General features: G+C 54.4%; 19 protein-coding genes and 1 tRNA gene. 11 read left to right on the top strand and 9 right to left on the bottom strand.

All coding sequences use genetic code 11. From position 1 onward, the window contains the following. Window positions 1–80 precede the first annotated feature (80 nt). Entirely contained in the window at window positions 81–1,394 is a 1,314-nt protein-coding gene (locus tag H6F94_RS23115) for an aminopeptidase P N-terminal domain-containing protein (RefSeq protein ID WP_190804574.1), read from the bottom strand. An 81-nt stretch (window positions 1,395–1,475) separates the two neighbouring features. Further along, window positions 1,476–2,252, bottom strand: coding sequence for an MBL fold metallo-hydrolase (locus H6F94_RS23110; protein ID WP_190804573.1), 777 nt, complete (start codon window positions 2,250–2,252; stop codon window positions 1,476–1,478). Between the two features lie 523 nt (window positions 2,253–2,775). Here H6F94_RS23110 and H6F94_RS23105 point away from each other — a divergent pair. After that, entirely contained in the window at window positions 2,776–3,828 is a 1,053-nt protein-coding gene (locus tag H6F94_RS23105; RefSeq protein WP_190804572.1) for a hypothetical protein, read from the top strand. A gap of 42 nt (window positions 3,829–3,870) precedes the next feature. Here H6F94_RS23105 and H6F94_RS23100 read toward each other — a convergent pair whose 3' ends face one another. Further along, window positions 3,871–5,406 (bottom strand): hypothetical protein, encoded by a 1,536-nt coding sequence (locus H6F94_RS23100; RefSeq protein ID WP_190804571.1) that lies wholly within the window; start codon window positions 5,404–5,406, stop codon window positions 3,871–3,873. 489 nt (window positions 5,407–5,895) lie between these two features. Between H6F94_RS23100 and H6F94_RS23095 the strand changes: the two genes are divergently transcribed. After that, window positions 5,896–7,278 carry a TIGR03279 family radical SAM protein gene (locus tag H6F94_RS23095; protein WP_190804570.1) on the top strand — a complete coding sequence of 461 codons (1,383 nt, stop codon included), beginning with the start codon at window positions 5,896–5,898 and terminating at the stop codon, window positions 7,276–7,278. Between the two features lie 69 nt (window positions 7,279–7,347). After that, window positions 7,348–7,420 (top strand) — tRNA-Arg (locus tag H6F94_RS23090). A 626-nt stretch (window positions 7,421–8,046) separates the two neighbouring features. Here H6F94_RS23090 and mraY read toward each other — a convergent pair. Both mraY and H6F94_RS23080 read right to left on the bottom strand, forming a co-directional pair. Further along, window positions 8,047–9,132, bottom strand: coding sequence for a phospho-N-acetylmuramoyl-pentapeptide-transferase (gene mraY / locus H6F94_RS23085; protein ID WP_313949356.1), 1,086 nt, complete (start codon window positions 9,130–9,132; stop codon window positions 8,047–8,049). A 109-nt stretch (window positions 9,133–9,241) separates the two neighbouring features. Continuing rightward, a complete protein-coding gene (locus H6F94_RS23080) occupies window positions 9,242–9,496 on the bottom strand; it encodes a DUF3134 domain-containing protein (RefSeq protein ID WP_190804569.1) in 255 nt (84 codons plus the stop codon). 371 nt (window positions 9,497–9,867) lie between these two features. Here H6F94_RS23080 and H6F94_RS23075 point away from each other — a divergent pair, with 371 nt between their 5' ends. Then, complete coding sequence (locus tag H6F94_RS23075; RefSeq protein ID WP_190804568.1) at window positions 9,868–11,517, top strand: TolB family protein; 1,650 nt, start codon at window positions 9,868–9,870, stop codon at window positions 11,515–11,517. Here the strand turns inward: H6F94_RS23075 and H6F94_RS23070 are convergent. After that, window positions 11,420–12,682 (bottom strand): molybdopterin molybdotransferase MoeA, encoded by a 1,263-nt coding sequence (locus H6F94_RS23070; RefSeq protein ID WP_190804567.1) that lies wholly within the window; start codon window positions 12,680–12,682, stop codon window positions 11,420–11,422. The two genes, H6F94_RS23075 and H6F94_RS23070, sit on opposite strands and share 98 nt — an antisense overlap. 75 nt (window positions 12,683–12,757) lie before the next feature. Between H6F94_RS23070 and H6F94_RS23065 the strand changes: the two genes are divergently transcribed. The 5 genes from H6F94_RS23065 to H6F94_RS23045 all read left to right on the top strand — a co-directional run bounded on the left by H6F94_RS23065 (window position 12,758) and on the right by H6F94_RS23045 (window position 16,302). Further along, entirely contained in the window at window positions 12,758–13,285 is a 528-nt protein-coding gene (locus H6F94_RS23065) for an RDD family protein (RefSeq protein WP_190804566.1), read from the top strand. 73 nt (window positions 13,286–13,358) lie between these two features. Continuing rightward, complete coding sequence (gene rpmG / locus H6F94_RS23060; protein ID WP_190804565.1) at window positions 13,359–13,547, top strand: 50S ribosomal protein L33; 189 nt, start codon at window positions 13,359–13,361, stop codon at window positions 13,545–13,547. A gap of 3 nt (window positions 13,548–13,550) precedes the next feature. Further along, window positions 13,551–13,766 (top strand): 30S ribosomal protein S18, encoded by a 216-nt coding sequence (gene rpsR, locus H6F94_RS23055; protein ID WP_190804564.1) that lies wholly within the window; start codon window positions 13,551–13,553, stop codon window positions 13,764–13,766. A 111-nt stretch (window positions 13,767–13,877) separates the two neighbouring features. Next, on the top strand, window positions 13,878–14,162 hold the full coding sequence (locus H6F94_RS23050) for a hypothetical protein (RefSeq protein WP_190804563.1): 285 nt from the start codon (window positions 13,878–13,880) through the stop codon (window positions 14,160–14,162). A 91-nt stretch (window positions 14,163–14,253) separates the two neighbouring features. Then, window positions 14,254–16,302: a ribonuclease catalytic domain-containing protein gene (locus H6F94_RS23045; protein WP_190804562.1), complete on the top strand. Its 2,049-nt coding sequence runs from the start codon at window positions 14,254–14,256 to the stop codon at window positions 16,300–16,302. Window positions 16,303–16,318: 16 nt separating this feature from the next. On the opposite strand, the gene H6F94_RS23040 is transcribed toward H6F94_RS23045, so the two are convergent. Beyond that, a complete protein-coding gene (locus H6F94_RS23040) occupies window positions 16,319–17,980 on the bottom strand; it encodes a DUF6930 domain-containing protein (protein ID WP_190804561.1) in 1,662 nt (553 codons plus the stop codon). 105 nt (window positions 17,981–18,085) lie between these two features. Further along, entirely contained in the window at window positions 18,086–19,054 is a 969-nt protein-coding gene (locus tag H6F94_RS23035; protein ID WP_190804560.1) for an RNA polymerase sigma factor, RpoD/SigA family, read from the bottom strand. A gap of 385 nt (window positions 19,055–19,439) precedes the next feature. Between H6F94_RS23035 and H6F94_RS23030 the strand changes: the two genes are divergently transcribed. Continuing rightward, on the top strand, window positions 19,440–19,691 hold the full coding sequence (locus H6F94_RS23030) for a helix-turn-helix domain-containing protein (protein ID WP_190804559.1): 252 nt from the start codon (window positions 19,440–19,442) through the stop codon (window positions 19,689–19,691). A 118-nt stretch (window positions 19,692–19,809) separates the two neighbouring features. Further along, window positions 19,810–20,844, top strand: coding sequence for a response regulator (locus tag H6F94_RS23025; protein WP_190804558.1), 1,035 nt, complete (start codon window positions 19,810–19,812; stop codon window positions 20,842–20,844). Window positions 20,845–20,950: 106 nt separating this feature from the next. On the opposite strand, the gene glgP is transcribed toward H6F94_RS23025, so the two are convergent. Continuing rightward, window positions 20,951–23,536 (bottom strand): alpha-glucan family phosphorylase, encoded by a 2,586-nt coding sequence (gene glgP, locus H6F94_RS23020; protein WP_190804557.1) that lies wholly within the window; start codon window positions 23,534–23,536, stop codon window positions 20,951–20,953. Window positions 23,537–23,587: the final 51 nt, after the last annotated feature.

The raw sequence follows: 23,587 nt of genomic DNA, 5'->3' as shown, positions 1-23,587 counted from the left end.
CTGAAAGCCTGTCAGGTTGTCCTGATCAGGCTATGGCTTCGAAGGTTAATGTCTGGCGGCTGAACTTGATGCCTCCCAATCTACATTGCCCATTCCAGATCGGCGATGGCTTTAGGAACCTCGCGGGTCAAAATTTCGTGTCCCGTTGCGGTGACTAATACGTCATCCTCAATGCGAATACCAATGCCATGCCAGCGCTCTGGTACGGGGGGCTGATCTTCTGCCAGCTTGATATCTGGTGCAATGTAGATTCCAGGCTCAACTGTGAGCACATTGCCAGGTTGAAGACTGTGCCAGGTGTCGCCATATTTGTAGACACCCACATCGTGCACATCAAGTCCCAGCCAGTGCCCCGTGCGATGCATGTAGAAAGGCTTGTACTTCTCTTCTTCAATCAGCTTGTCTATTTCCCCAACCAGCAGCCCTAGCTCGACTAAACCCTCGGTCAAGACTCGCACAGCAGCGTCGTGAAAGGCACCGTAGGGCTCACCGGGCTGGACTGCCTCAATGGCTGCTAATTGCGCCTTCAGCACCAGTTCATAGAGCGTTTTCTGCTCCGGGGTAAATCGGCCTGCTACAGGAAAGGTGCGAGTGATATCGGCGTTGTAGTAGCTGTAGCAGCAGCCCGCATCGATCAGCAGCAAATCGCCGTCCTGTATTTGGCGATCATTCTCGATATAGTGCAGCACACAGGCTCCCGGCCCAGAAGCCACAATCGAGGGGTAAGCCGGTCCCAGGCCACCATGCTTTTTGAAGAGGTACTCTAGCTCGGCCTGGACTTCGTACTCGTAACGACCGGGTCGAGCCAGCTCCCGCGCTGCGTTGTGTGCCTCCACACTAATCGCCACTGCTTTGCGGATCAGGGCTAGCTCCGCCTCGCTCTTAACCAGACGCAAGGGATGCAGCAGCACGCGAGCATCTTCCAAGGCGGTGGGACCTTGACCGCGTTTGGCATAGGTAGCAAGCTGCTGTTGCCAGTGCTTGAGAACGGTCTGATTAAAAGTTTGATCGCGGCCCAGACTGTAGTAAATGCGGTCAGCCTTTTCGAGATATTGGGGCAGCTTCTCGTCTAGCTCGGCAATGGGGTAAGCTTCATCAGCTCCGTAGCGTTCTTTGGCCCCCTCCACTCCAGAGCGATAGCCGTGCCAGGTTTCTTTCTCCGGATCCCGAGGCCTGACAAACAGCACAAACCGGTGCTCGTCATGATGAGGCGCTAAGACTGCCACCGCCTCAGGTTCATTAAAACCAGTTAGATAGTAGAAATCACTTTCCTGACGGTAGGGATATTCAACATCGCTGTGATTGACCTGCGGCGGTGCACTGTGGAAAATGGCTGTGCCATTACCCAGTTTGTCGAGGAGCTGCTGACGTCGCTGTGCGAATTCCGAGTGCATATTCTGAGCGCCCGCAAATGACTTTCTTGCAGTTTATCAAGCGGCTCAGAATCTCAACTCAGATCTAAAACAGGCAACGTTCTAGAACCGGTAGGCGAAGGTTTGCACGACTGGGCCTTTATCCGGCAATCGTCCTGGGGTTAGGGTTAGAGAATCCCCGTTGCCCCGGCGAATCGTACTGCCCTGCATCAAGCTCAAGAACTCATCGACCGAGCTTAGATCACAACTGCCCTCTGCTAAGTTAGGAGCCCGGTACTGGGTGGGCACCACGATTTTAGGGTTGAGTGCCTTCACTGCCTCTGCCGCCTGCTGAGCATTGTAGGACTTGGCTCCCCCGCCTACTGGCACAAACAGGATGTCGGGGCTACCAGTCAGAATGCGCTGTTCTAGGGTCAGAGGCGCTGCGGCACCGCCTAAATGCAGGATGGTAATGCCTGCCTGCGCCCAACGCCAAGCCACGTTATCGCCAAAGCGCCGTCCCTCCCGCAAATCATGGGGAGAACGGATGCCCTGAACAGTTAAGCCCTGGACGTTGTAAGCTCCTGGCTCAAACAAGATTTGGGGATTACCTGGTAGAACATCAATGGCTCCCTCATCGAGTAGCCGCGAGCTGATCAAGACTAGATCAGCTGATACTGCTGGCACTCGGTAACGCTGAGTACAGCCCAAGGCCCGGAAAGGATTGACCAGAACCCGCTTACCCGCTCCCGAAAACAGAAAGCACATGTGGCCGAGGTATTGAATGCGTAGCTGCTGTGCCCCTTGGGCCACTGCCTGCCTCGCCCAGGTTGTACCTGCTAACCCCAGACCGAACAGTGCTCCAGAACGTGCCAACTCTAGTAACTGCCGCCGCCGCATCTTCAAACTCTGAGCCCCACACGCAACAGTACCCAGGCATTAACCTGGACAGTCTCTAACAATACCGGAAAGTTGGGACGCAGCATGTAGCCAAAAAGCTCCCGCAGGCTGGAATGTGAAGCCCAGCGATGAAGAAGACTAGAGCTTTAAAAGCGGCATCAGCTGCTTAACTAGAGCCTTACCCAGACCAAAGATTTGGATAGCATTGGGGAGACTTGCTTACCCATAGAGGCATGTCAATAAAAACCTCTCATTTCATGTGCTTTCAGCACTTCTAGCTGAAATCCTGAGCAGTTCAATTAAGTTCAATTAAATAGTGTGGATTTAAAGAAAACCTGAAACTGCTGGTTGCTAACCCACCAGATGACCTTGGGATGAGAGATTAGCTTGGGTATTCCCCCGAAGAGAACAAACTCTGCATCGTCGCTGATGTGCCAGTAATGATGTGCCAGTGGGGTCAGGGCCCTAGACCCAGAAGCGCCTGGATTTCGCTAGACCTAGTATTTCACTAGAATGTTTAACCATGGTTTCTGAAGCAATTAGTGGACGGCCTGAAGCCCAGTGGGATGGCTGTCAAGTTTTCTATCCCCAGGCCCTTCCCACCGGACGTCCCAAACGCCTACTGCACGTCAATGGCGTCACTAGCCCCTACGCTAACCAGCTACGCGACCTAGAAGTCCTCGTGTGGCAAACGGTGGAGCACCCCTTTGATATTGTCGGTATCCACAACAGCACTGCTGGCTTCCAGGCCGATTTTCTAGAGTGTCTGCTACAACGAGCCGAACTAGCGCAGTTTTTGCAGCCTGATGAAGCGGCGCGGACTCGCCTCAAGGGCTATGCCGCGATGCTTACCAGCTTGAGCCAAACAGACTTAGATCCCAACGCCGACATTCTTAAGGAAGTTCAATCCCGACGATCTGGCTCCCTAGCTCCTACAACTTCGCTCGACCCTGAATTCATTCGCAGCTTACCCTTCCTGCAGAAAATGGATTTGGCAGAGCTGAGTTCGTATTTCTATCAGGATTATCCTGCCGGTGCGCCTCGCCCAACCCTACGCCTTGCCTACGAGATCATCAAAGCACTGCGGGATGGGGCTGAGGTTTTTGTGCTGGCCCACAGTCAAGGCACGCTGATTGCAGCTGTCGTGTTTCACATCCTGACTCAATTTTTTGGTGACTACGAGCGCTGGACTCTGCCGATTCGTTTCATTGGCTATGGGCCGGTCATTTTATTTGAGGAGCTGCCCACGGCGATCCGCAGGCAGACGGTGCTGATCCAGAACCGTAATGACCCCGTAGCTGAGTCGTTCAGCAACCTGCGCAATGTCTCAGCCTGGTCTAACCTGCAGGCACAGGTGCGCCGAGTTTTAGAACGGGCCGAAGAACTGACCCGTTTAATTAACACAGAGAGCCATCACAGCTCTAGCTTTTATCTGGGGTTGACCGGTCATGCCTACAGCGACCGTAGCCTCAAGTTAATTCAGACTTTGCTGTGTGAGGACTGGCAGCACAGTTCACTCTTGCAAGCACTCAAAGCGACCCGGGTCACTCTAGAAGATAGCGGTGCTGGAGGCTAAGTCATTCCACCACCGCTGACTAGACTAACCCGGTGACCGCTTCTAGGCTAAGGGGTGCAAGGCGGTGATGTAGGTAATATCAGGGTCAAAATCACCTGTGAATGGGCTGGGGGCAAAAGTCCCAGGACCCAGAGGACCCGTGCTAAGGGGTGAGCCATTAACGCGCACAATGCCCTGGCCAGCTTCACTGACTCGACTAGTGCTGAGCAGGGTTTGGATGCGAATGGCATCGATCGCACTGCCCGGTTCGATGCCGAAGCTACTGAGGTCAAAGGCAGTCGCAAATACCCCGGCGTTGCCCTCCAAGGCCTGGAAGGAATCAGCAAACTCATAGCGATACCGGGTAAAGCCGGTTTCTCCGGTCCGTCGTACAGAGACCGCAAAGGCTTCTGGGTTGCCTCGGTCGCCAGACTCGTAAATCACAAAATCATCGCCGGGTCGGTTACGCAAATTGCGTCCGCCCCAACTCGACTGCAGGATAGTGGGTTGGCGACCAGGGGCTAAGCCCGCTGCAACGGCAAAGTTAGGCTGCGAGGTGTTACCCAGGAGTTGCCCGGTTGTCCCACTGAAGTTGAAGTTGCTGATGCCCTGACCGAAAGCATTGAAGAAGGATTCCCGAACGCTGCCTCGGACAAGACTAGCTGTCGTGGTTGTGTTGCCCTGATTGAAATTGAAGCCCGCGACTCGGAACAGAACGTTGCCCAGGCCCGCAACATAAGTGATGTCAGCGTCTAGATAGGCTGTTGTGTAGGTCCCGCTCGGTCCCTTGGGGCCTCCAGCCCCTAAAGGTCCTACCCTAAGGGGAGAGCCTATCTCGTAGTTGGGTTGGCCGAGCGAGACGACCTGCCCCTGTCCCTGTTGTTTCCCGATGCCCAAAATCCGGTCAGCGCCCAATGGCCCACCATTAGAGACACTGCGGATGCGGATTGCGTCAATTGATTCATCGAGTTTCAAGCCAAAACTCGATAGGTCAAAACTGGTGGCAAAAGTGCCGAAGCCTGTGCCCGGCTCCAACACCTCAAACGAGTCAGCAAACTCGTAGCGGAAGGGCGTGAAATTTTGTTGGCCAGCCCGACGCACAGAGACAGCAAAGGCCTCTGGCCGTGACTGGTTGCCAGCTTCGTAAACTACGAAGTCCCGGCCAATATTATTGGCTAGAACGCGGCTTTGGCCCCAGGTCAGCTCTAGTGTCGTTCTTGAGACGTTAGGGGTTGGTCGACCGGGAGTTGCTTCATCTGGCAGAGCTGCCGAAACCGCGAATTGCGCTTGGTCTGGATTGTTGGTGGTGTAGCCCAGTAGCCTGCCGACTGTAGCCCCAAATTCAAATACAGCACCATCGGTTGACTGGGCAAAAGCGCTCAGGAAAAAGCTATCAACCGAGCCTCCCACCACCCGAGCAGTGTTCGCCGAGTTGATCTGGCGCCAGGTAAAGTTCGCAATTGTGACCAGTCGATTGAGCTGGTCAGGGGCCAGGCTAAGTAGCGGGTCGGTGCTAAAACTGCCCACCAATGGTTCAGCAGCCAGTGAGCCCGTCAATGAGTCTGTTGTAGATACCGGAAGTAGTTCAGCCCTATCCATCTCGAAGCTCCTTATCTCCTCACTGAGTAGATCGGGCTTTTTGACGCTCTTGACCTGAACTTCTAGGGATATCCGGGTATTCAGTTCAGAGCGAAGCCAGATGCCACATTCGTTCTGATCCAGAAGACTTTACTAGTGGGGGAATACTAGCTGATTCTGATCTGTGATACCGCAAATTTAAGGTAATCCTGAGAATTAATATACCTCTATCCCTGTATAAACTCTGCCCAGGCTACTGTTTTTTGATCGCGGAAATTTCTGATAAGTTGGCTAGAAAGGCATAAAAGCTCTGACTTTCCTTTGAGACTCAGCCATTAGACAGCAGCTAGAGACTCTTGTGGAAGCCTGGTGCACCGTAGCTTTTTACACTTCAGCCTTAAGCAGTAATTGAATAAGCAGTATTGGGCCTAACCTGGGACGAATGGCCCGGGCCCTGAGTCAGAAGCTAGACCAGTAAGATCGATTAGTAGTTGGTTCAAGCAGGGTCCCGTGAGCACGATTGCCATTCGTCCAGCCCTAATCACCCGGGTTTTACCCGACTCTATCGCTGAAGAAATTGGGTTTGAACCTGGAGATCGGCTGGTGGCAATCAATGGCCAACGCCCCCGCGATCTGATCGACTATCAATTTCTGTGTGCCGATGAAGACTTAGTCCTGGATGTGCTCGATGCCAGTGGCAAGCCTCATCAAGTTGAGATCGAAAAGGACTACGACAGTGATCTGGGCCTGGAGTTTGAGACCGCTTTGTTCGACGGGCTGATCCAATGCAACAACCGCTGTCCCTTTTGCTTCATCGATCAACAGCCGGAAGGCATGCGGCAGACTCTTTACCTCAAAGACGATGATTATCGGCTGAGTTTTCTCTACGGTAGCTACCTGACCCTGACCAATCTGCCTAAGGCGGAATGGGAGCGCATCGCTAATCTACGCCTCTCACCGCTCTACGTTTCGATTCATGCCACTGAGCCGGAAGTGCGGACTCGCTTGCTCAAGAACTCCCGGGCGGGTCAGATTTTGGAGCAGTTGCACTGGTTTGAGGCGAACCGTTTGCAAATTCACGCACAAGTGGTGCTGTGTCCTGGAATCAATGATGCTGAGCACCTGAGCCGAACCCTGCGGGATTTAGCGGAGTTTCATCGCGGTGAGGTGCCCACGGTCGCCTCCGTTGCGGTCGTGCCTTTGGGGCTAACCCGCTTTCGTCCTGATCCTGATGAACTCATACCAGTCACGCCTGCTAAGGCTCAGGAAGTGATTGCTCAGGTACAAGCATTTCAGGCTGAGTTCTGCTCATCTCTGGGCTCTACCTTTGTCTGGTTAGCCGATGAGTGGTTTCTCATTGCAGGTCAAGAGCTACCACCCACTGAGCACTACGAGGACTACCCGCAGATCGGTAATGGTGTCGGCTCAATTCGGCTTTTCCTCCAACAGTTTGAGCAAGCTGCCCAGCAGTTACCTCAACGGCTTGCCAGCCCCCGGCACCTATTGTGGGTAGTGGGCAATGCGGTAGAGCAAGCTTTCGCCCCTGTAGTAGCCAGATTGAATCAGGTAGCAGGCCTCAAAGTTGAGATGGTACCGTTGGCCAGCGAGTTTTGGGGGCAAACCTTAAGCGTCACGGGGTTGCTAACCGGGCAGGACATTTACCAGACCCTCCATGACCGTTTTCTGGGAGATGGCTTGCTGTTGCCCGAACTGATGCTCAAGGACGGTGAGCAGCGTTTCCTTGATGATTGGACGGTCACAGATTTACAAACCAAGTTAGGGGTGCCGGTGATCAAGGTGCCTGGTCGACCAGAGGATCTAATTGCCTGTTGCCTCAACCTGCCAGCTGACTGCCGACGAGAGTTTACTCCAAGTAGCAGCAGGCCCAAATAAACGGGCTTGCCTTTGGCAAAGCCCACATTTCAAGTTATCTTAGTTAGAAGTGTCTGCAAAGACATCTCAGGGCATGTAGCTCAGTGGATAGAGCACCAGATTCCGGTTCTGGGTGTCGGGGGTTCGAGTCCCTCCATGCTCGCTTTTCAAACTCCCAATCTTATAACTCCCAACCTTGTCGCTCTAGTTCGCCTAGTCGTGCGCTAGGCAGGGGCCGTTGACAATCAGCCTGTGGACCAGGCTGAGCAGGGCAATTGTAATTAAGTAAGAGGGCTCGAACAACAGTGTGTTCTTCGAGGTTTGGTGCCTGGGGACAATATTTTCAAAAGGTCGGGGCAACTGGCTCCGACCCGGCCTTGACCAACTGTACAGCGCCATTTTCTGGATCCAATGAGCTTGAGGACAAGCTCTGTTCTCAGAAGACCGTAGCTCACTCCAAACAGGTAGCCAACTGCGTGGGCGCTACGGTCCACCGCTAAAGCTCTGTCTGTGCTAGAGCGCTCGTGGCGGAGAATCTGTTGCTCCTGCTGATTGCGCTCACGGCTGACTTCCAGCTTGGAAGCTCAAGTTGAGAGAGGACGAAGACTGAGCCCTGGCTGAGGCTCCCTAGTCCCCTGTTGAGGAGGCTGGGCAGGTCGGTCTGGGTCAGAGTAGGTCATAACAGAAGCACTGAAAACAGCTAACCCCAGCTCAGGCAGCCGGGGCTAGTAAGTAGTTCTATCAAAGGGGAAGACGTTACAGCTGCCTAAAGGCCCAATCGACGAGGAACTAAGCCAGCAAAATCGCCAACAGAACCAAGCCTGCACTGACCAGATAGAACGTACTGACTACCTGAGTCTCTGACCAGCCTTCTAGCTCTAAGTGGTGGTGGAAAGGCGCCATACGGAACAAGCGCTTGCCCACACCATCTGGTCCCTTAGTCGCTTTGTAGTAAGTGACTTGGGCAATGACTGAGACTGCCTCCAGTACATAAATCCCACTGAGCAGCAGTAGACCCCACAGATTGCCGCCCAAGATTGCTGTAGCAGCCAGCGCGCCTCCCATTGCCAGAGAGCCAGTGTCGCCCATGAAGACCCGCGCTGGATTACGGTTGTGAACCAGAAAGCCTAAGGCTGCACCACTGAAGGCTGCACAGAAAACCGCTAGGTCAGGATGGGCCGTTCCCATCAAAGCTCCTAGACCCAGGAAGGCCAGAGCCCCTGTACCTGCCGCTAGCCCATCTAGCCCATCAGTCAGGTTTACAGCGTTGCTCTCAGCCACCATCACAAAACCTGCCAGGGGCCAGAACAGTAAGCCTAGGGGTAAGCTCAGACCCAAAGGTAAAGCCAGCGTTGTCAAATCGGCGTTAGTGAACTTCAGCCAACCACAGAAGAGAACGGCAACTGCAATCTGAAGCGCTAGTTTGGTTGACGGCGAAATGCCCCGGTTGGACTTCTTGCGGATGACTTGCCAGTCATCAATCCAGCCGATGGCTGCGTAGGCCAGAGTAACGACACTGACCAGCAGTGCGCCTGGGGCAAATCCCGTCCACAAAAGGGCTACGACCACTGCAACTGGAACCCAAAAGATGCCCCCCATTGTCGGTGTGCCCGCCTTCTTAAGGTGGGCCCGTGGGCCATCCTCTCGGATGAATTGCCCGGCCTTAAGAGCTTGCAGCCAGGGAATTGCTACCTGTCCCGCAAGTGCACTTAAGACCAGTGATAGCAACAGGGGTAGAGTCAGCAAGAGCTGTGATTGCCACAGGTCGAGCCCTAAGGCAGTTAAGCTAACAACGCCGATCAAAGTCAGTGAGCTACGCACCCCTTCAGACGTCAGCTGACCTCTGATTAGACCGGTTTCTTCAGCGTCAATCACCCTCACCACACCACACTCACCGTTTTGAGAAGTATCAATTGAATTGCCGTCTCTGAATCAAAGGTTGGCCTTAGGTTCTGCACTTACTGGGCAGAACCTCCAACGTGCCTTAGTCCTCTAGATCAGCGTCATCCGAATCGTCATCAAGGTAACCACCATCGTCGCCTGCCATCAGGTCGTTCAGTTCCTCTTCATCGTCGCGATAATCAGCACCAGCCAAGCTTCGCTCGTCTGGTTCGCGGGCCATCAACCGCCCTGATTTCTCTAGCCAGTCCAAGATCGAGGAGTCCCGGTTAGAGGGAATCACCTCAGCTCGTTGGCGACGGGGTTCTTCGCGTAGGGAAGGATTGTTTAGCGTGCTCATCGGTCAAGGATCTCTCAACAAATATTTGAAACAGATTCAATCCTATCGAGTCGAGCGCTAGGCTCTATCCGGAACTTCCTCGAACTTGATCCTTAATATTGAGCAAGAGGCTTGATTCCGATACCTATCTGATGGCTAGTGCGAGCTAGTCCTAACGCTAAGTCAATTGGACTTAGCAGGAAAATCTTGCACTGTGCGTTTTCTAACACTGCTTGATCAGACCATTCTTCCCCACGCAGGGGGAACTCTCAGATGAAGGGCTACGTCTGTTAATACAGGCCGGTTCCAGAGCTGTGACTAGAACCGAGACTGGGGTGGTGGAGAGAGGCTAAAACCAATTTGTTTAGATGGGATAGCAACTTCAGCCAGATATGAACTCACCTACCTCACTGTCTAGAGCATTCGGTTTAACCGCCAGCCTGCTAAGCCTGTTGAGTTCGATCCCCCTCTCTCTAGGGGTGGCAGCACCGACTGCTCAGGCTCAGGCAGCACGGGTCGAGCCCGGAATCAATGTAGTTCAGTCTTACTTTGCCGCCGCAGCAACGGGAAACTATGCGATGGCCCTAACCCGCATGGTGCCCTTGCTCCGCACACCGAGCTCGACCGAGGCGCTTCAATCTCTCCGCGTCGAGCGTCTAGTGGAAGTTCGTCCCTATCAGCAAGAGCGCTGGACCCCAGATTGGCAACAGTACGCTGTCACCTTGGATTTGCGTACTGGAGAAGAAGTTCAGGCCTTAGGTGCCAACATCCGCTACTTGTCCCTAGTCCGGTCCGCAATCGGGGGACGCTGGCTCATTGGTGGTGTTGGCCCAACGCCCAGCACCTCGCCACCCGGTACCGATACTCAAGTGGCTGTGGTCAGCCGACCTCGTCGGGTCGCGCTCCAGTCCTCTAGCTTTGTATGGCAATCTCGCGCGGCAGTAACCTATGTCGGTCTAGATGACCGAGATCCGGTTCTAAGACAAACTCCGGTCATCGCTGCTGCTAACCCCGACCAGAACACACTCGCCCAGAAGCAGTTGTCGGAAGCTGAAGCTGCTCTTGAGCAAGCAGGCTCACTACTCAAGCTACAACCGGGCGATTTGATCCGAGGCATGAGCCTGTCCAAAGATGGTCAGCGCTTGGTGTTGGCTTTACAACGGGCGGGACAAACGGGCGGTTTGTGGCTGGCGGATCTAGCTCAGGGAACGCTGCAGCCGTTGGTCAGACCTACTGATGGCCGCATCCTGATCACTGACCCTGTGTGGGGACCCGACGAGCAAAGTGTGCTGTTTACCCAGCACCAACCCCCAGGCAAGGATGGGACTGCCCTCCCGCCTCAGCTCCAGGTTCTGTCCTTGACCACTGCCAATGCTCAACCCTATGTTCTGACCCAGGGCGAGGCCGCCGCTTGGAGTCCAGATGGTCGCCAGCTTGCCTTTACGCGGACGGGTAGCCGAACTGACGTTGCCACTCCTACGGGGGCCCTAGGAGCGCCAGGACATATTTGGGTCGCTAAGGTTCAAGTGTCAGGCGCGCTCGACAGCCGCCGCTACCAACTAGAAACTCCAACTGAACTGACAACTGGCCATCAGCCAGCTTGGTCGCCAGATGGTCGTTACTTGGTGGTGTCAGATGTCCGCAATGACAGTCGCCCTTTTCGGTCTGGGGTCGTGCGACACCGAGTTCAAGAACTGTGGCAGGTCGAAGTGGCTAATGGTCAACGCACCCAGCTAACCAACCACAGTTTTACTGAGAGCGACTGGCAGCAGGCATTTCAGCGTGCAGATAACCTCGGTCCTGGCCAAGTCTATGCCCTGCGTAATACTCCTGATGATGCTTGGCCTCAATGGTCCCCAGACGGTCGCAGTATTGCCTTTTTACGGGAAGACCTACGCCAGCGTTGCCTGAGCCTTTGGGTGCTGACAACTCCTAGCAATCCTGCTACCACTCCCGCAGCAACATCACCGACACCGGTTCGCCCGCCTCAACCGTCTGCCCCACAGACAACACCGCCAGCGCGTTTGCGCCAGCCAAGCTAATCAAGTCGCCGGAGTTATGGCTGCTACCAAGGGGCGCAAACTGCAAGTTCCCCTGGTTTGGGCTTAGCTTGCCCCAAAGATAGGATTCGCGCTGCCCAGCAGCTTTGAGTTGAGTGGTGGCTATAGCCTGCACAAACTGTGGTTGCCAGGGACCGAGGCGCCCTGAGAGCTTTCGCAAAGCTGGCTGCACAAACCGCCAAAAACTGACCATGGAGGAGACAGGATTGCCTGGCAGGCCAAAGTACAATTTGCGGCCCTCTGGACGCTCCACAGTGGCGACGGTCAGTGGCTTACCGGGCTTGATCGCAACGGCCCGAATGTGCAGAGTTGCCCCTAAATCTGTAAGCATTTGGTCGACGTAGTCGTAATCCCCGACTGAGACACCCCCGGAGGAAATTACAACATCTGCGCTAGCTAGCGCCTGGAGCATGGTGGTCTTCAGGGCGGTGGGATCGTCGCGCACGATACCGAGAGACAGAGGCTCTGCCCCCAACTGCTGCACCAAGGCGACTAAGCCCAGGTAATTTGAGTCGATGATCTGCCCTGGAAGCAGTGGTTGCTCTTGCGGTAGCTCTTGCAACGCGACTAGCTCGTCGCCAGTGGAAAACACGGCAACTCGCAGCCGCCGATAGACCGAAACTGGCGTACAGCGAGCTGCTGCTAGAGCCGCGAGTTCAGGGCCTGCCAATTCAGTCCCTGCTTCAAGCAAGCGAGCGCCTGCCCGATAAAAGGCAGCCTGCTTACGGATGTTCTGACCCAACTGAGCTGGCTTGAGAATAGAAACCTGATCGCCCTGACGCTGAGTATTCTCCTGCATCACAACGGTATCGGCACCTGAGGGCAACATGGAGCCCGTAAGAATGCGGGCTGTTTGTCCCGGCCCAACTGTTTTCTGAGGTGCCGTCCCTGCTGGAATCTCTTCGACCAGAGCCAATTGAACAGGCCGCTCGTCACTGCTACCTTTAATGTCCGCGTAGCGAACTGCATAACCATCCATTGAGGAATTATCCCAATGAGGAAAGTCCAGGTTTGCCTGGACTGGCAGGGCCAGGACGCGACCCAGAGCGGCTTCTAGAGGCACGGTCTCTATGGCAGCGGCAGAATTGGGGTCGGGGGGACGGACCAGCTCTAGTACAAGCGCTTCGGCTTGGGCAACACTCAGCATGCAGGTTCAGTCCTTAGCGGAGAGCGCTGAAATTATACTGAAAGGATCGTTCAAGCTTATGGGCAGGAGTCGGCCATGCGTTCAGAATCAGCATCCTCTGGTCGCAAGCGGCCCCCCATCGCTGAACTTTGGACCCGAGGTATTGCCCTGGCTATTGATTTTGTTTTGTGCTGGTTGGGCAGCAGCATAGTCTCGTTTGGCACAGTCCAGTTTGTAATCTTTGCAATTCTGTGGTTTGGTCTGCGGGTTGCTCTGGTAGCTCGTAATCAGGGACAAAGCCCCGGCCATTGGGCGATGAGCCTCAAAACCTTGGAGCAACGCACAGGCAGAGTGCCTGGTCTATTGGAGCTGAGCAAGCGGGAAGGAATTTCCCTACTGGGCGCTTGGGGGCTCTTAGCGGCACTGGTCAACCCAACAGCGCTGTTTCTCCTAGCGTTACTGCCTCTCGCCGACCTTGGTTTTGCGGTCAATGACACCGACCGACGTCAAGCTCTCCATGACCGCCTTGGTCAGACCCTGGTCGTGAATAGTCGTCGCGGCCTTTCACTAGACCGTAAAATTCGCCTGTGGGTTGCTCAAGTGAGTACGCGTGTGAAACAATAGGGGTTTGTGCACGCAACCGCTCGGGCTGGTTGGGCGCTGCTGTTTAACCGTTGCGCATGCGTAACTTAAATCCATGGCCAAGGGCGTCCGTCTGATCATCACCCTCGAATGTACCGAGTGCCGGACCAACACTGACAAGAGGTCCCCTGGCGTCTCGCGCTACACCACGACCAAGAACCGTCGTAATACCACTGCTCGTTTAGAACTGAAAAAGTTCTGTCGTCACTGCAACCGCCACACCCCCCACAAGGAGATCAAGTAATCAATGGCCTACTATCGCAAGCGTGTTTCTCCTCTCAAGCCAGACGAGCCTATTGATTACAAGGACGTCGATCTCCTACGTAAATTCATCACGGAGCGAGGCAAAATTCTGCCCCGTCGCATTACTGGCCTGACCGCCAAGCAGCAGCGTGACCTAACGCAATCGATCAAGCGTGCCCGGATCATTGCTTTGCTGCCCTTCGTTAATAAGGAAGGCTAGACCAGACCAAGCGCTAGTTAATTTGCTTAGAACTTCCGTTAATTTGCGCAGGAAGCCAGCCAGTGGCGTGCAATAGACTAAGCCATAGCATTCACTGGCCTGGTTATGGTTATGCAGCAGTTGCCAGAAGTCAGCCGTCTTCTCAAAAGCAAATTTGCTCTTGACAGCCAAAGCGTGCGGGCTGAATTTAAAAACGGCTGCCTCTACGTCTTCTGTGAGGCTCATACCCCACCTGAGAAAAGCATCACCATGGCAGCTGTGCGCGGTGCTTTAGTAGGTTTAAACGCACCTGGTATCTACGATATCCAGGTGCTCGGCTGTGCAATGGGGCACCATGAACCAGTCTGGACTGGCCATATTGATCCAAAGCTGCTCCAGGTTCCCAGACAGCGTTGAAGCTGCAGCTGTGCTTAGCTAAAAGCCCAGGGAAGGGAACTTGCCCTGATATCATGGGCGGGTAGGAATCTCAACCAGTTGCAAACCAGCCGTGGAGAAAGGGACACTCGTCGAGTTTCGGGACGGGCGCGACTACCGCCTGGGCGTTGTCGAGCGTCCAGAGGGTAAGAAGCACTGGCAAGTTTTGGATGAAGTGGGACAGGCACATATCCTGCACCCTCGTCAGATTGCTTATACCGTCACGGGTCAGCCATATACTCATCGGGAAATTGCTGCCTTTAAGCAGACAGTCCAGCCCTACCTCGATCCAGAAAGCCTGGAGGTGGCCTGGGAATTTCTGATGGAGGAAGGCCGCTCGACGCCCATTGGCTCGGCTGAAATGGCGCAAATTCTTTTTACAGAGCAGAGCCCGCCCACCTGCTACGCTGCTCATCGGCTGTTAACTGACGACCGACTATACTTTAAGCAGAAGGGGGATCTCTATGAACCCCGCTCTGGTAGTCAGGTCGCTGAACTGAAGCACCAGCTAGAAGTAGAAACCCAGCGAGCTCAGGAATGGCTGGGTTTCGTTGAGCGTGTGCAGCAGCAGCTAAGCGGTGTGACAGTAGAGTGGTCGTCAGCCGCTCGGCTACGGATTGAGGCTCTAGAGCGCTACGCGACTTGGGGTGAAGAAGCCTCAGACCGGTTAGTAGCTCATGAAGTTCTCAATGCCGTTCAGTATCCCAGCACTGAGCAGGGTGCCTTCACCCTACTTGTCAATCTAGGCTTGTGGAGTGTTCACGAGAACTTATCTATTCGAAAGGCTCAATTGCCGACGCGCTTTAGTGCGGAGGTTCTGCGCTTGACTCAAGAATATCTTGCTCAACCCATTGCTGACCCTGATGCCGAGAGTCGGCTAGACCTAACTCATCTCAAAACCTACACAATCGACGATGAGAGCACACGCGAAATCGATGATGGCCTCAGCGTTGAGACCTTAGCAGATGGTCGCCAGCGGCTTTGGATTCACATTGCTGACCCAACTCGCTGGATTCAGTTAGGCGATGGTTTGGAGCGGGAAGCCCGTCGTCGTGCCACCAGCGTTTACTTACCGACGGGTAGCCTGCCTATGTTTCCAATCGAATTGGCGGCAGGACCCATGAGCTTGGTTCAGGGCAGGGCCTGTGAAGCGCTCAGCTTTGGCGTGGACCTGTCGGTTGATGGCGCAATCGAGTCATATCGTATTTGCGCGAGTCGTGTGCAGCCTACCTATCGACTCACCTATAGCGACGTTGACGAAATGTTGCAGTTAGGAATTAGTGCTGAGCCCGAGATTGCGATTCTCAACCATTGGGCCACCGTTCGCTACAATTGGCGGCGGGCTCAAGGCGCAATCCCTATCACTCTGCCAGAGACGGTCATCAAGGTGAGTGGCAGACCCAACGCTGAGCCAGACGTCAACCTTGAAGTTTTGGAAGACTCTGTTTCCCGCCAGCTGGTTGCTGAAATGATGATCCTGGCAGGCGAAGTTGGTGCTCGCTTTGCCCAAGACCACCAGATACCGGTGCCCTTCCGCTCACAGGCTCAGCCTGAACTGCCTCCTGATGAAGTGCTGTTGCAACTGCCGCCAGGACCAGTCCGCGAGTTTGCGATTTGCCGTTGTATGACTCGGAGCGAGGTGGGAACTGTTCCCTATCGCCACGCGGGTCTTGGCTTAGCAGCTTATACCCAAGTCACTTCCCCAATTCGCCGCTATAGCGATTTGGTCGCCCATTTTCAGCTCAAGGCCTATCTACGCGGTGAGACTCTGCCCTTCACCACCGATGAGCTTAAGCAGGTGATCGCCTCCGTTGACGTCGCAACCTATGATGCAACCCAGGTTGAGCGGCAGACCAATCGCTACTGGGAATTGGAGTTTTTACGTCGCCAGAAAAATGAGACTTGGCAAGCACTAATGCTGGTCTGGCTGCGCGAGCACGAAGGCCTAGCCCTGATTTTGCTAGAAGATTTAGGACTAAAGCTGCCTATGCGCATGCAGCGAAATATTGCTCTGGGCGAGATGCTGAGTGTCCAGGTGAGCGACGTTGATCCGCGGCGCGACCTGATCCAGTTCCGAGAGGTGCAACGCCAGGACTTAATGCCTCAAGAGCAACTCGTCTAAATGCTTGTTGTCTGACTTATTCCGGCTCCACCCAGGGAAGCGCCTGCAGAACTCCTAGTCCCAATTCTGTTGCGGGCAGAGCTTGCGCATCAAAAAAAGCCAGCAGATGACGGGGTTGGGGATTGCCTCGTGACTGGCCTGTTGCTCCCATGGCAACAACTAAGCCACAGTAACCGCTGGTTTTTTGACAGGTTTTCTCCCACCGGCGCTTGGCTTTTGTGTAGCTTCGGTCCTGATTCTCGAACTCTCCGAACAGGTGCAAGTTGCCGTCGTTGGTTTGAATGACCCCCAACTCATAGACATCACCCAGTAGAGACTCACCTGGGTTAAAGGCGATTGCCTTCAGTCCTCCAGCCTCTTTAATCTGAGTGATTAGGTCTAGAGCTTTGGGGCGAGACGTCTGAACCAGCAGCACTGGTAATTGATCACCCTCAATCACCGGGTTTGAGGCAGTGCCTGAATCCACAGGCCTATCTTGTCGTAGGCTCTCTACCAGGATGCGGGGCAGTGTGTCCAGCTTAATCAGTGCATCTTCGGGGAGTAAGTCCTCCCGCAGCACTAGCATCTCGCTTTCTAGATCCGGTTCTGATAGGTTCACCAGGCTGTCTGCCAAGTTGGGCAGGGTTTCGACCGCTACAGTAACCAGCTCACCCGCCTGTCTAAGCTCCCTCTCCACAAGCTGAGGACCATTGGGTCCCGGCTCGCGCCAGACAGGGGACGGAATTCGACACTGGCTTTGCAGCTTTGGGAAGTCTCCTGTCTCTAGCTGGCGAGTATGCTGCTTGAGAAAACGAGTCAAGGCAGTCAGAGCAACCTGCAGTACCGACGCCTCTTCGTCGTAAAGAAAAGGCCGACCCCCCTCAAGCGGATGCAGGCTACCAAAAACTGGATAAACCTCAGAGATTTGCCAACCGGAAGCTTTGGCGAAGCTAATATCAGCTTCCTCAACCTCATCTACCTGGTCAAAGAGTAGAAATAGGCAGTCTTGGCTTAAAAACACCGCCTCGGTATCGTGATCATCGTCCTCTTGGTCAACAATCTGCTGTCGGAAGCGCAATAGAGAGTCACGAGAGCGGTAGAAGATTACCCCGCGCTCCATCCCTAGTCGTCCCATTACTGTGGCGTAGAGAGGTTCAGTATCCCAGGACTGAATTTCTACGCTGATCACCTCGTGGTCCCACAGAAATTCCCAAGGAGCTCGCCGCCAAAGTTGCTCAGCCAAGTTGAATAGGGGTTGGGCGGCTGCGGGCGGCAAAGTTGGGGTTGATGCACTACTCTGCTGCGCTAAACCATCAAAAATCTCGTCAATGAAAGGCAGCTCTGGTGCATAGTCAACCGTGATGCCCAGATCCTGGAGCACCCCTCGCAGAAAGAATTGTAGTTCGCGGTTGCGGACCAGCAGCCGTTTTGGGCGAGCTGGTAAGGCTGGGCTCTGAGGCGTTTCAATTGCTCTCAGGAGCGTGCGGACTACGACTTCGGGTCCAGCACCGAGCTCGACCATATCCATAGCTCGCACAGCACTTTGGGCTACATCTACCCACAGCACGCATTGCAGCCCTTCCTCAGCTCCGCCCAGTGCAACCTGGGAAGGCAGAGGCCGTTGATCCCCTTCCCAGATTGCAGAGATCTGCTTAAGCCGCTGAAGACGCCGCTGGGTGGCTCGATTGAGTACGCTCATGCCGCCGCTTCAGCCCGTATCGGGCCGTGAAACATTACCTCTGCAGGTGGCGCAGAGGTAACTTGATCTTACGTTCTATCCTGAAGCGGTTGACCGGAAGCTGAGCTAGGAACGAATGTACTGCTGGAGCGACTGTTGCTGCTGAGAGCGGCGAAGTTTATGCAGGGCTACTTTCTCCAACTGCCGAACTCGTTCACGTGTTAAGTTAAGTTGCTCACCAATCTCCTGAAGGGTTAGGCAAGCATTGCTGTTTAGCCCGAAACGCAGAGACAAAATTTCCCGCTCAAGCGGTTTTAAGTCCGCCAGGGCCTGCTCCAGCTCTTGACGCATTGTGTAAACGTGCAACTCTTTGAACGGTTGCTGGGCCTGGCTGTCTTCTAGTAGCTCGCCCAAGCTGGTATCGCCTTCAGCCCCCACCGGCATATCTAAAGAGACGGGGGTCTGGGCAACTTGCTGAATCAGACGCAGTTTTTTCAGCTTGAGACCCATAGCGTCGGCTAATTCTGTCTCGGTGGGACGGCGGCCGTGAGTCAAACTCAGGTTCCTCAGAGTCCGCTTCAGCTTTCGGACTTTATCAACCATGTGTAGGGGGAGTCGGACAGTACGAGCCTGATTGGTTACAGCTCGGGTAATACCCTGGCGAATCCACCAGTGAGAGTAGGTACTGAAGCGATAGCCTTTCTCTGGGTCAAACTTCTCTGTGGCTCGCATCAGACCAATGTTGCCTTCCTGAATCAGGTCTAGAAAAGGCACTCCCTGACCGACGTAGCGCTTAGCCACACTAACGACCAGTCGCAAATTAGCTCGAATCAAACGCTGCTGGGCCTGACTGCCCAGCCATAGTGTGCGCCGGATCTCATAAGGCTCTTGACCGAGATGCTCCGCCAGTTGATCAAGGCTTGGCCTCACGCCTGAGGCTACAGCCAGTTGTTCCCGGGCTGCCTCAATCGCTACCTTGGCTCTAACTTGGCGTGATAGGGCAATTTCCTCCTCATAATTCACCCGAGGAACCCGACCAATCTCGTTTAGATAGCAGTCTACAGAGTCTCTGACAGCAACGGGAGCTAGGTCCATAGGAAGTACCTCAAACAACTGCAAGCCTCTACTCCGGAAAAGTAAATGCTCAAATTTGACATGAGACCTGGCAAGAACTAACCGATTAATGGAAATCGATCACGCTTTGCTTAGCCAGGCAATCTAAAGCAGCAACCTAAATCAAGAGTACGGCATATTCATAAATATGTAAATATCCAAATACACGAATATTTAGATTTTCCCTGTTTCTCGGCACACCGGCACTTATCGCTGGGGCGCACCGCTAAAACTGGTTCTTGGCTGGCAACTTGGCGAGGGTCTCAAGGGGCTAATCTGGTTTAATATCTCTTGATCGGTTTTCGATCGACGACCAATAAAGACGATTGAGCCCATTTAAAATGAACCAGGCGGATAATTAGGAGCTATGCAACGCCAGAGTTCTCAACCCGCTAACTTGATCGGGGTTCGTGTCCGCTGGATGCGAGAGCGTCTTCAGCTCACCCAGGAAGAACTCGCTAGTCGTCTGGGTCGACACGGTGTTCAGCTGGACTACGTCAAGATCGGTCAGATCGAGAACGGCAAGCGCCGAGTTGTCGACTGGGAACTCGTGGGTTTTGCTAAAGCCCTAGGTGTTTCTTTGAATTGGCTACTCAGTGGTGATGAGGGGAGTTTCTGAACCCTAGCCGGAGAGTCGCTGGAATCTTCAGTGGAAAACCTGATTTCAGGCGTGTTAGCCCTCAAGGATACTGGGCTTTAAAGCAAGAACTGCAATTCAGTGGCGCAGGCAGTACTCTATGGCCCTCTCCTCCTATCAGGTTCCCAGCCTTCAGCTTGTCCCCTCTCGTGCCGAGAGCACTATTGAGGCAGGGGCGCCTCGCATTCTGGTTGTTGATGATCACCAACCTAGCCGCTTGACTGCGGTTGCTCTGCTGATGGCAGAGGGTTATGACGTCATTGAGGCAGAAAGTGGTCCTGTTGCCCTCAGCTGTATTGTTGAGGCGAATCCAGACCTTGTCCTGTTAGATGTCATGATGCCAGGCATGGATGGCTTTGAGGTCTGTCGTCGCCTCAAGCAAGACGAGCAAACCCGCTTAATTCCGGTCATCTTCATCACGGCTCTGAATGATCGACGCTCTCGCATTCTGGGGATCGAATCTGGGGGCGATGACTTTCTGGCTAAGCCCTTCGACCAGGTTGAACTGAGTGCTCGGGTGAAGTCGCTCGTGCAGCAGAAGCGCCTGAACGAAGATTTGGACCACGCGGAAAAGGTTTTATTTTCAATCGCTGAAACAGTCGAGAGCCGAGATCCTAATACCGGCAACCACTGCGAACGCCTGGTGAAACAGGGCAAAGCGTTTGGTGAGTTCCTGGGGCTCTCCCGCACCGAAGTCAAAGACTTAATGTGGGGCGGCTACCTCCATGACATTGGCAAGGTTGGCGTTCCCGACTCCGTATTGCTCAAACCAGGAGCCCTGACCCCTGAGGAATGGGTGATCATGAAGCAGCATGTGCTGATCGGCGAGCGTATTTGCCGCCCTCTACGGACCATGCGCGGCGTCCTGCCAATTATTCGCTATCACCATGAGCGTTGGGACGGCTCTGGCTATCCTGATCAGCTCGCTAGCCAAGACATTCCCTGGCTGGCTAGAGTTTTTCAAATTATCGACATCTATGATGCTCTAACTAGCGAGCGTCCCTACAAGCGCACTTTCACTCATGAAGAAGCGCTTAACATCCTACAAGAAGAAACTAATCGAGGCTGGCGCGATCCTCAGTTAGTAGAGCGCTTTGGGGAGTTCATCAGAATGCCCAGAGTAGAAGAAGCCTAGCAAAGCTAGCAAATCCTAAAGGGGGACACTGCTAGGCAGTGTCCCCCTTTCCCGATTTCTACGTAGCTAGCTCTCACCAGCTAGCTAAGCCACTGGCTAGCGGTGATTAAGCCCAGAGAATGAGCCGAGGTTCATAGGCGTTGCTCAAGTCAACATGACGAGGCAAGGCCCTGACTGTCAGCCCGTGTAGACCACTGCTGGTGTAGGACAGCGTGCCGGTGTAGATACTACTGCCCTGAGAATCTGTGCCTTGGCAAACCATAGGGGTTGCTTTGCCCTGCACGATCTCGCCAGTTTCATTGACAGAACCCTGGTAAAGCTCGACCTGAATATCATCCGGGCTGAGTGGTCCCAAATTCAGACGAGTTTTCACAGCAACGCTTTGATCCACTCGCAGGTCGGACGGTACAGCTGCTGGGTTGCGCTCATCGACCGAAATATCAATATCTTCGATGCGAATGTTGTACCAGTGGTCGAACAGTTTGGCTTTCCAGCTAGCAAGCTCTCGAGCTGCGGTGTGCTTCTGAGCAGTCATGGTGTGGTAGCGATCGCTGGCTGGAAAGTAGCCCTGGAGTGCGTAGTCCCGAACCATGCGGGCGGTGTTGAAAACGGGGGAGTTGAGGCGGATGGCATCTTTCATCTTGGCGACCCAACCCCGAGGCAGGCCGTCTTCGCCCCGGTTGTAAAACAGGGGACAGACTTCCTTCTCTAACAGCTCGTAGAGCGCATTGGATTCGACTTCATCCTGATAGTCAGGATCGTCGTAGTCTTCCCCTTTGCCAATGGACCAGCCGGTGCGGACATAGTCAGCTTCATCCCACCAACCATCAAGAACACTGAGGTTGAGCAAGCCGTTCATCGAACCTTTCATGCCGCTGGTTCCAGAAGCTTCGCGAGGGCGCCGAGGGGTGTTCAGCCAAACATCACAACCGGAAACCATCAAGCGGGCAACGTGCATGTCGTAGTCTTCCATGAAGACGATGCGGGCGCGTACGCCCTCGTCGCGTAGGAAGTGAACGATCTGGCGAATCAGCTCCTTGCCGGGGATGTCCTTGGGATGAGCTTTACCCGCCATGATGAATTGGACAGGCTGGTCCTTTTTGAGGAGCAGACGCTTGATGCGATCTACATCACGTAGGAACAGGGCGGCACGCTTGTAGGTGGCGAAGCGCCGAGCAAAGCCAATAGTGAGCGCGTAGGGATCTAGAACCTCACCGGCTTGGGCGATCTCAGAGGGAGAAGCACCTCGGTCGCGTAGTTGTTTTTGCAACCGCTCGCGGGCAAAGACCACGAGACGAGCCCGACAACGCTCGTGATTGCGCCAGAGTTCTTCATCGGGGATGCTGTTCACGCGGGACCATAGTTCGTCCTCAGGCGGAGCGTCAGACCAGCGAGGACCCAAGTAACGCCCGTAGAGGTCCTGAGTATCTTCATGAACCCAGGTGCGGGCATGAACGCCGTTTGTAACGGCGGTGATCGGCACTTCTGTGACTGGTAGCTGAGGCCATAATCCCTTGAACATGGACCGTGAGACCACGCCGTGCAATTTGGCGACGCCATTGATGAAGGTCGCCATGTTGATTGCTAGAACAGCCATGCTGAAGGGTGCCTTCAGGTCACTGGGGTTTTCCCGTCCTAGAGCGTGAAACTCCTCTTTTTGCAGGCCGAAGACTTGGGCGTAGTGACCGACGTAGTAGTCAATCTTCTCGACTGGAAACAGGTCAATACCTGCTGGGACTGGTGTATGAGTGGTAAATAATTGGCTGGATTGAGCGACCTGATGGGCTTGGTCATAAGTAAGGCCGTCTTCCTGGATCATCGTGCGGATCCGCTCAAGGCCGAGGAAGGCAGCGTGGCCCTCGTTCATGTGGAAGGCGGTCACATTCAGCCCCAACGCCTTGAGCATTTTGACGCCACCAATGCCCAGCATCATTTCCTGATGGATGCGCAGGTCGATGTCGCCGCCATAGAGATAGTCGGTAATGTCTTGGTCGTACTGACTATTGAGTTCAATGTTGGTGTCGAGCAGGTAGAGTGGCACGGTTCCCACCTGCACTCGCCAAACCCGAGACAAGATTTGACGCCCAGGAAAATCAACGGAGATCCGCAACTCGGAGCCGTCCGGGTTGCGTTCTAGATGTAGGGGCAGATTATAGAAATCATTGATCGGGTAGCGCTCCTGCTGCCAGCCATCGGCGTTGAGGTACTGAGAGAAGTAGCCTTTCTGGTACAGAAGCCCCACGCCCACCAGTGGCAGCCCTAGGTCGGAGGCTGACTTCAGGTGATCCCCGGCTAAGACTCCTAAGCCGCCAGAGTAGATAGGCAGACAGTCGGTCAGGCCAAACTCAGCTGAGAAATAGGCGTAGCACTCGTTTTCGGCAGCATTGACACCACGCTGCTTGCGATACCAGGTGCCCCGTTGCAGGTAGTCATCAAACTGGCGAGCGGCTCGTTCCATCTGGGCTAGAAAGCCTTCGTCTTCCGCTGCCTCCTGCAACCGTTCTTGGCTAATGGTTCCCAGCATCAGAACTGGGTTATGGCGGCTGGAGGTCCATAGGTCTGGGTCGAGACGACGGAAGAGGCTAGTCGTCTCGACATTCCATACCCAATGCAGGTTATAGGCTAACTTGCGCAAGGGCTCCAAACGCTCCGGCAGAGCCGGCGTAACGTTGAAGGTACGAATCGGCTGCATAGGAACCCTCCGGAGATGGCGACACCGTCGCGTGGCATTTACCTCAGCAAT

The organism is Leptolyngbya sp. FACHB-261 (assembly GCF_014696065.1).
Classification (GTDB): domain Bacteria; phylum Cyanobacteriota; class Cyanobacteriia; order FACHB-261; family FACHB-261; genus FACHB-261.
This window is presented reverse-complemented; position numbering and strand designations above follow the sequence as displayed.

Bases quoted from the DNA above. Each gene is read 5' to 3' on its own strand.
- H6F94_RS23040 (WP_190804561.1), bottom strand. From the start codon at position 17,980: ATGAGCGTACTCAATCGAGCCACCCAGCGGCGTCTTCAGCGGCTTAAG.
- H6F94_RS23110 (WP_190804573.1), bottom strand. From the start codon at position 2,252: ATGCGGCGGCGGCAGTTACTAGAGTTGGCACGTTCTGGAGCACTGTTC.
- H6F94_RS23035 (WP_190804560.1), bottom strand. From the start codon at position 19,054: ATGGACCTAGCTCCCGTTGCTGTCAGAGACTCTGTAGACTGCTATCTA.
- H6F94_RS23080 (WP_190804569.1), bottom strand. From the start codon at position 9,496: ATGAGCACGCTAAACAATCCTTCCCTACGCGAAGAACCCCGTCGCCAA.
- H6F94_RS23070 (WP_190804567.1), bottom strand. From the start codon at position 12,682: ATGCTGAGTGTTGCCCAAGCCGAAGCGCTTGTACTAGAGCTGGTCCGT.
- H6F94_RS23115 (WP_190804574.1), bottom strand. From the start codon at position 1,394: ATGCACTCGGAATTCGCACAGCGACGTCAGCAGCTCCTCGACAAACTG.
- H6F94_RS23100 (WP_190804571.1), bottom strand. From the start codon at position 5,406: ATGGATAGGGCTGAACTACTTCCGGTATCTACAACAGACTCATTGACG.
- H6F94_RS23030 (WP_190804559.1), top strand. From the start codon at position 19,440: ATGCAACGCCAGAGTTCTCAACCCGCTAACTTGATCGGGGTTCGTGTC.
- glgP (WP_190804557.1), bottom strand. From the start codon at position 23,536: ATGCAGCCGATTCGTACCTTCAACGTTACGCCGGCTCTGCCGGAGCGT.
- H6F94_RS23025 (WP_190804558.1), top strand. From the start codon at position 19,810: ATGGCCCTCTCCTCCTATCAGGTTCCCAGCCTTCAGCTTGTCCCCTCT.
- rpmG (WP_190804565.1), top strand. From the start codon at position 13,359: ATGGCCAAGGGCGTCCGTCTGATCATCACCCTCGAATGTACCGAGTGC.
- H6F94_RS23075 (WP_190804568.1), top strand. From the start codon at position 9,868: ATGAACTCACCTACCTCACTGTCTAGAGCATTCGGTTTAACCGCCAGC.
- H6F94_RS23065 (WP_190804566.1), top strand. From the start codon at position 12,758: ATGCGTTCAGAATCAGCATCCTCTGGTCGCAAGCGGCCCCCCATCGCT.
- H6F94_RS23105 (WP_190804572.1), top strand. From the start codon at position 2,776: ATGGTTTCTGAAGCAATTAGTGGACGGCCTGAAGCCCAGTGGGATGGC.
- rpsR (WP_190804564.1), top strand. From the start codon at position 13,551: ATGGCCTACTATCGCAAGCGTGTTTCTCCTCTCAAGCCAGACGAGCCT.
- H6F94_RS23050 (WP_190804563.1), top strand. From the start codon at position 13,878: ATGCAGCAGTTGCCAGAAGTCAGCCGTCTTCTCAAAAGCAAATTTGCT.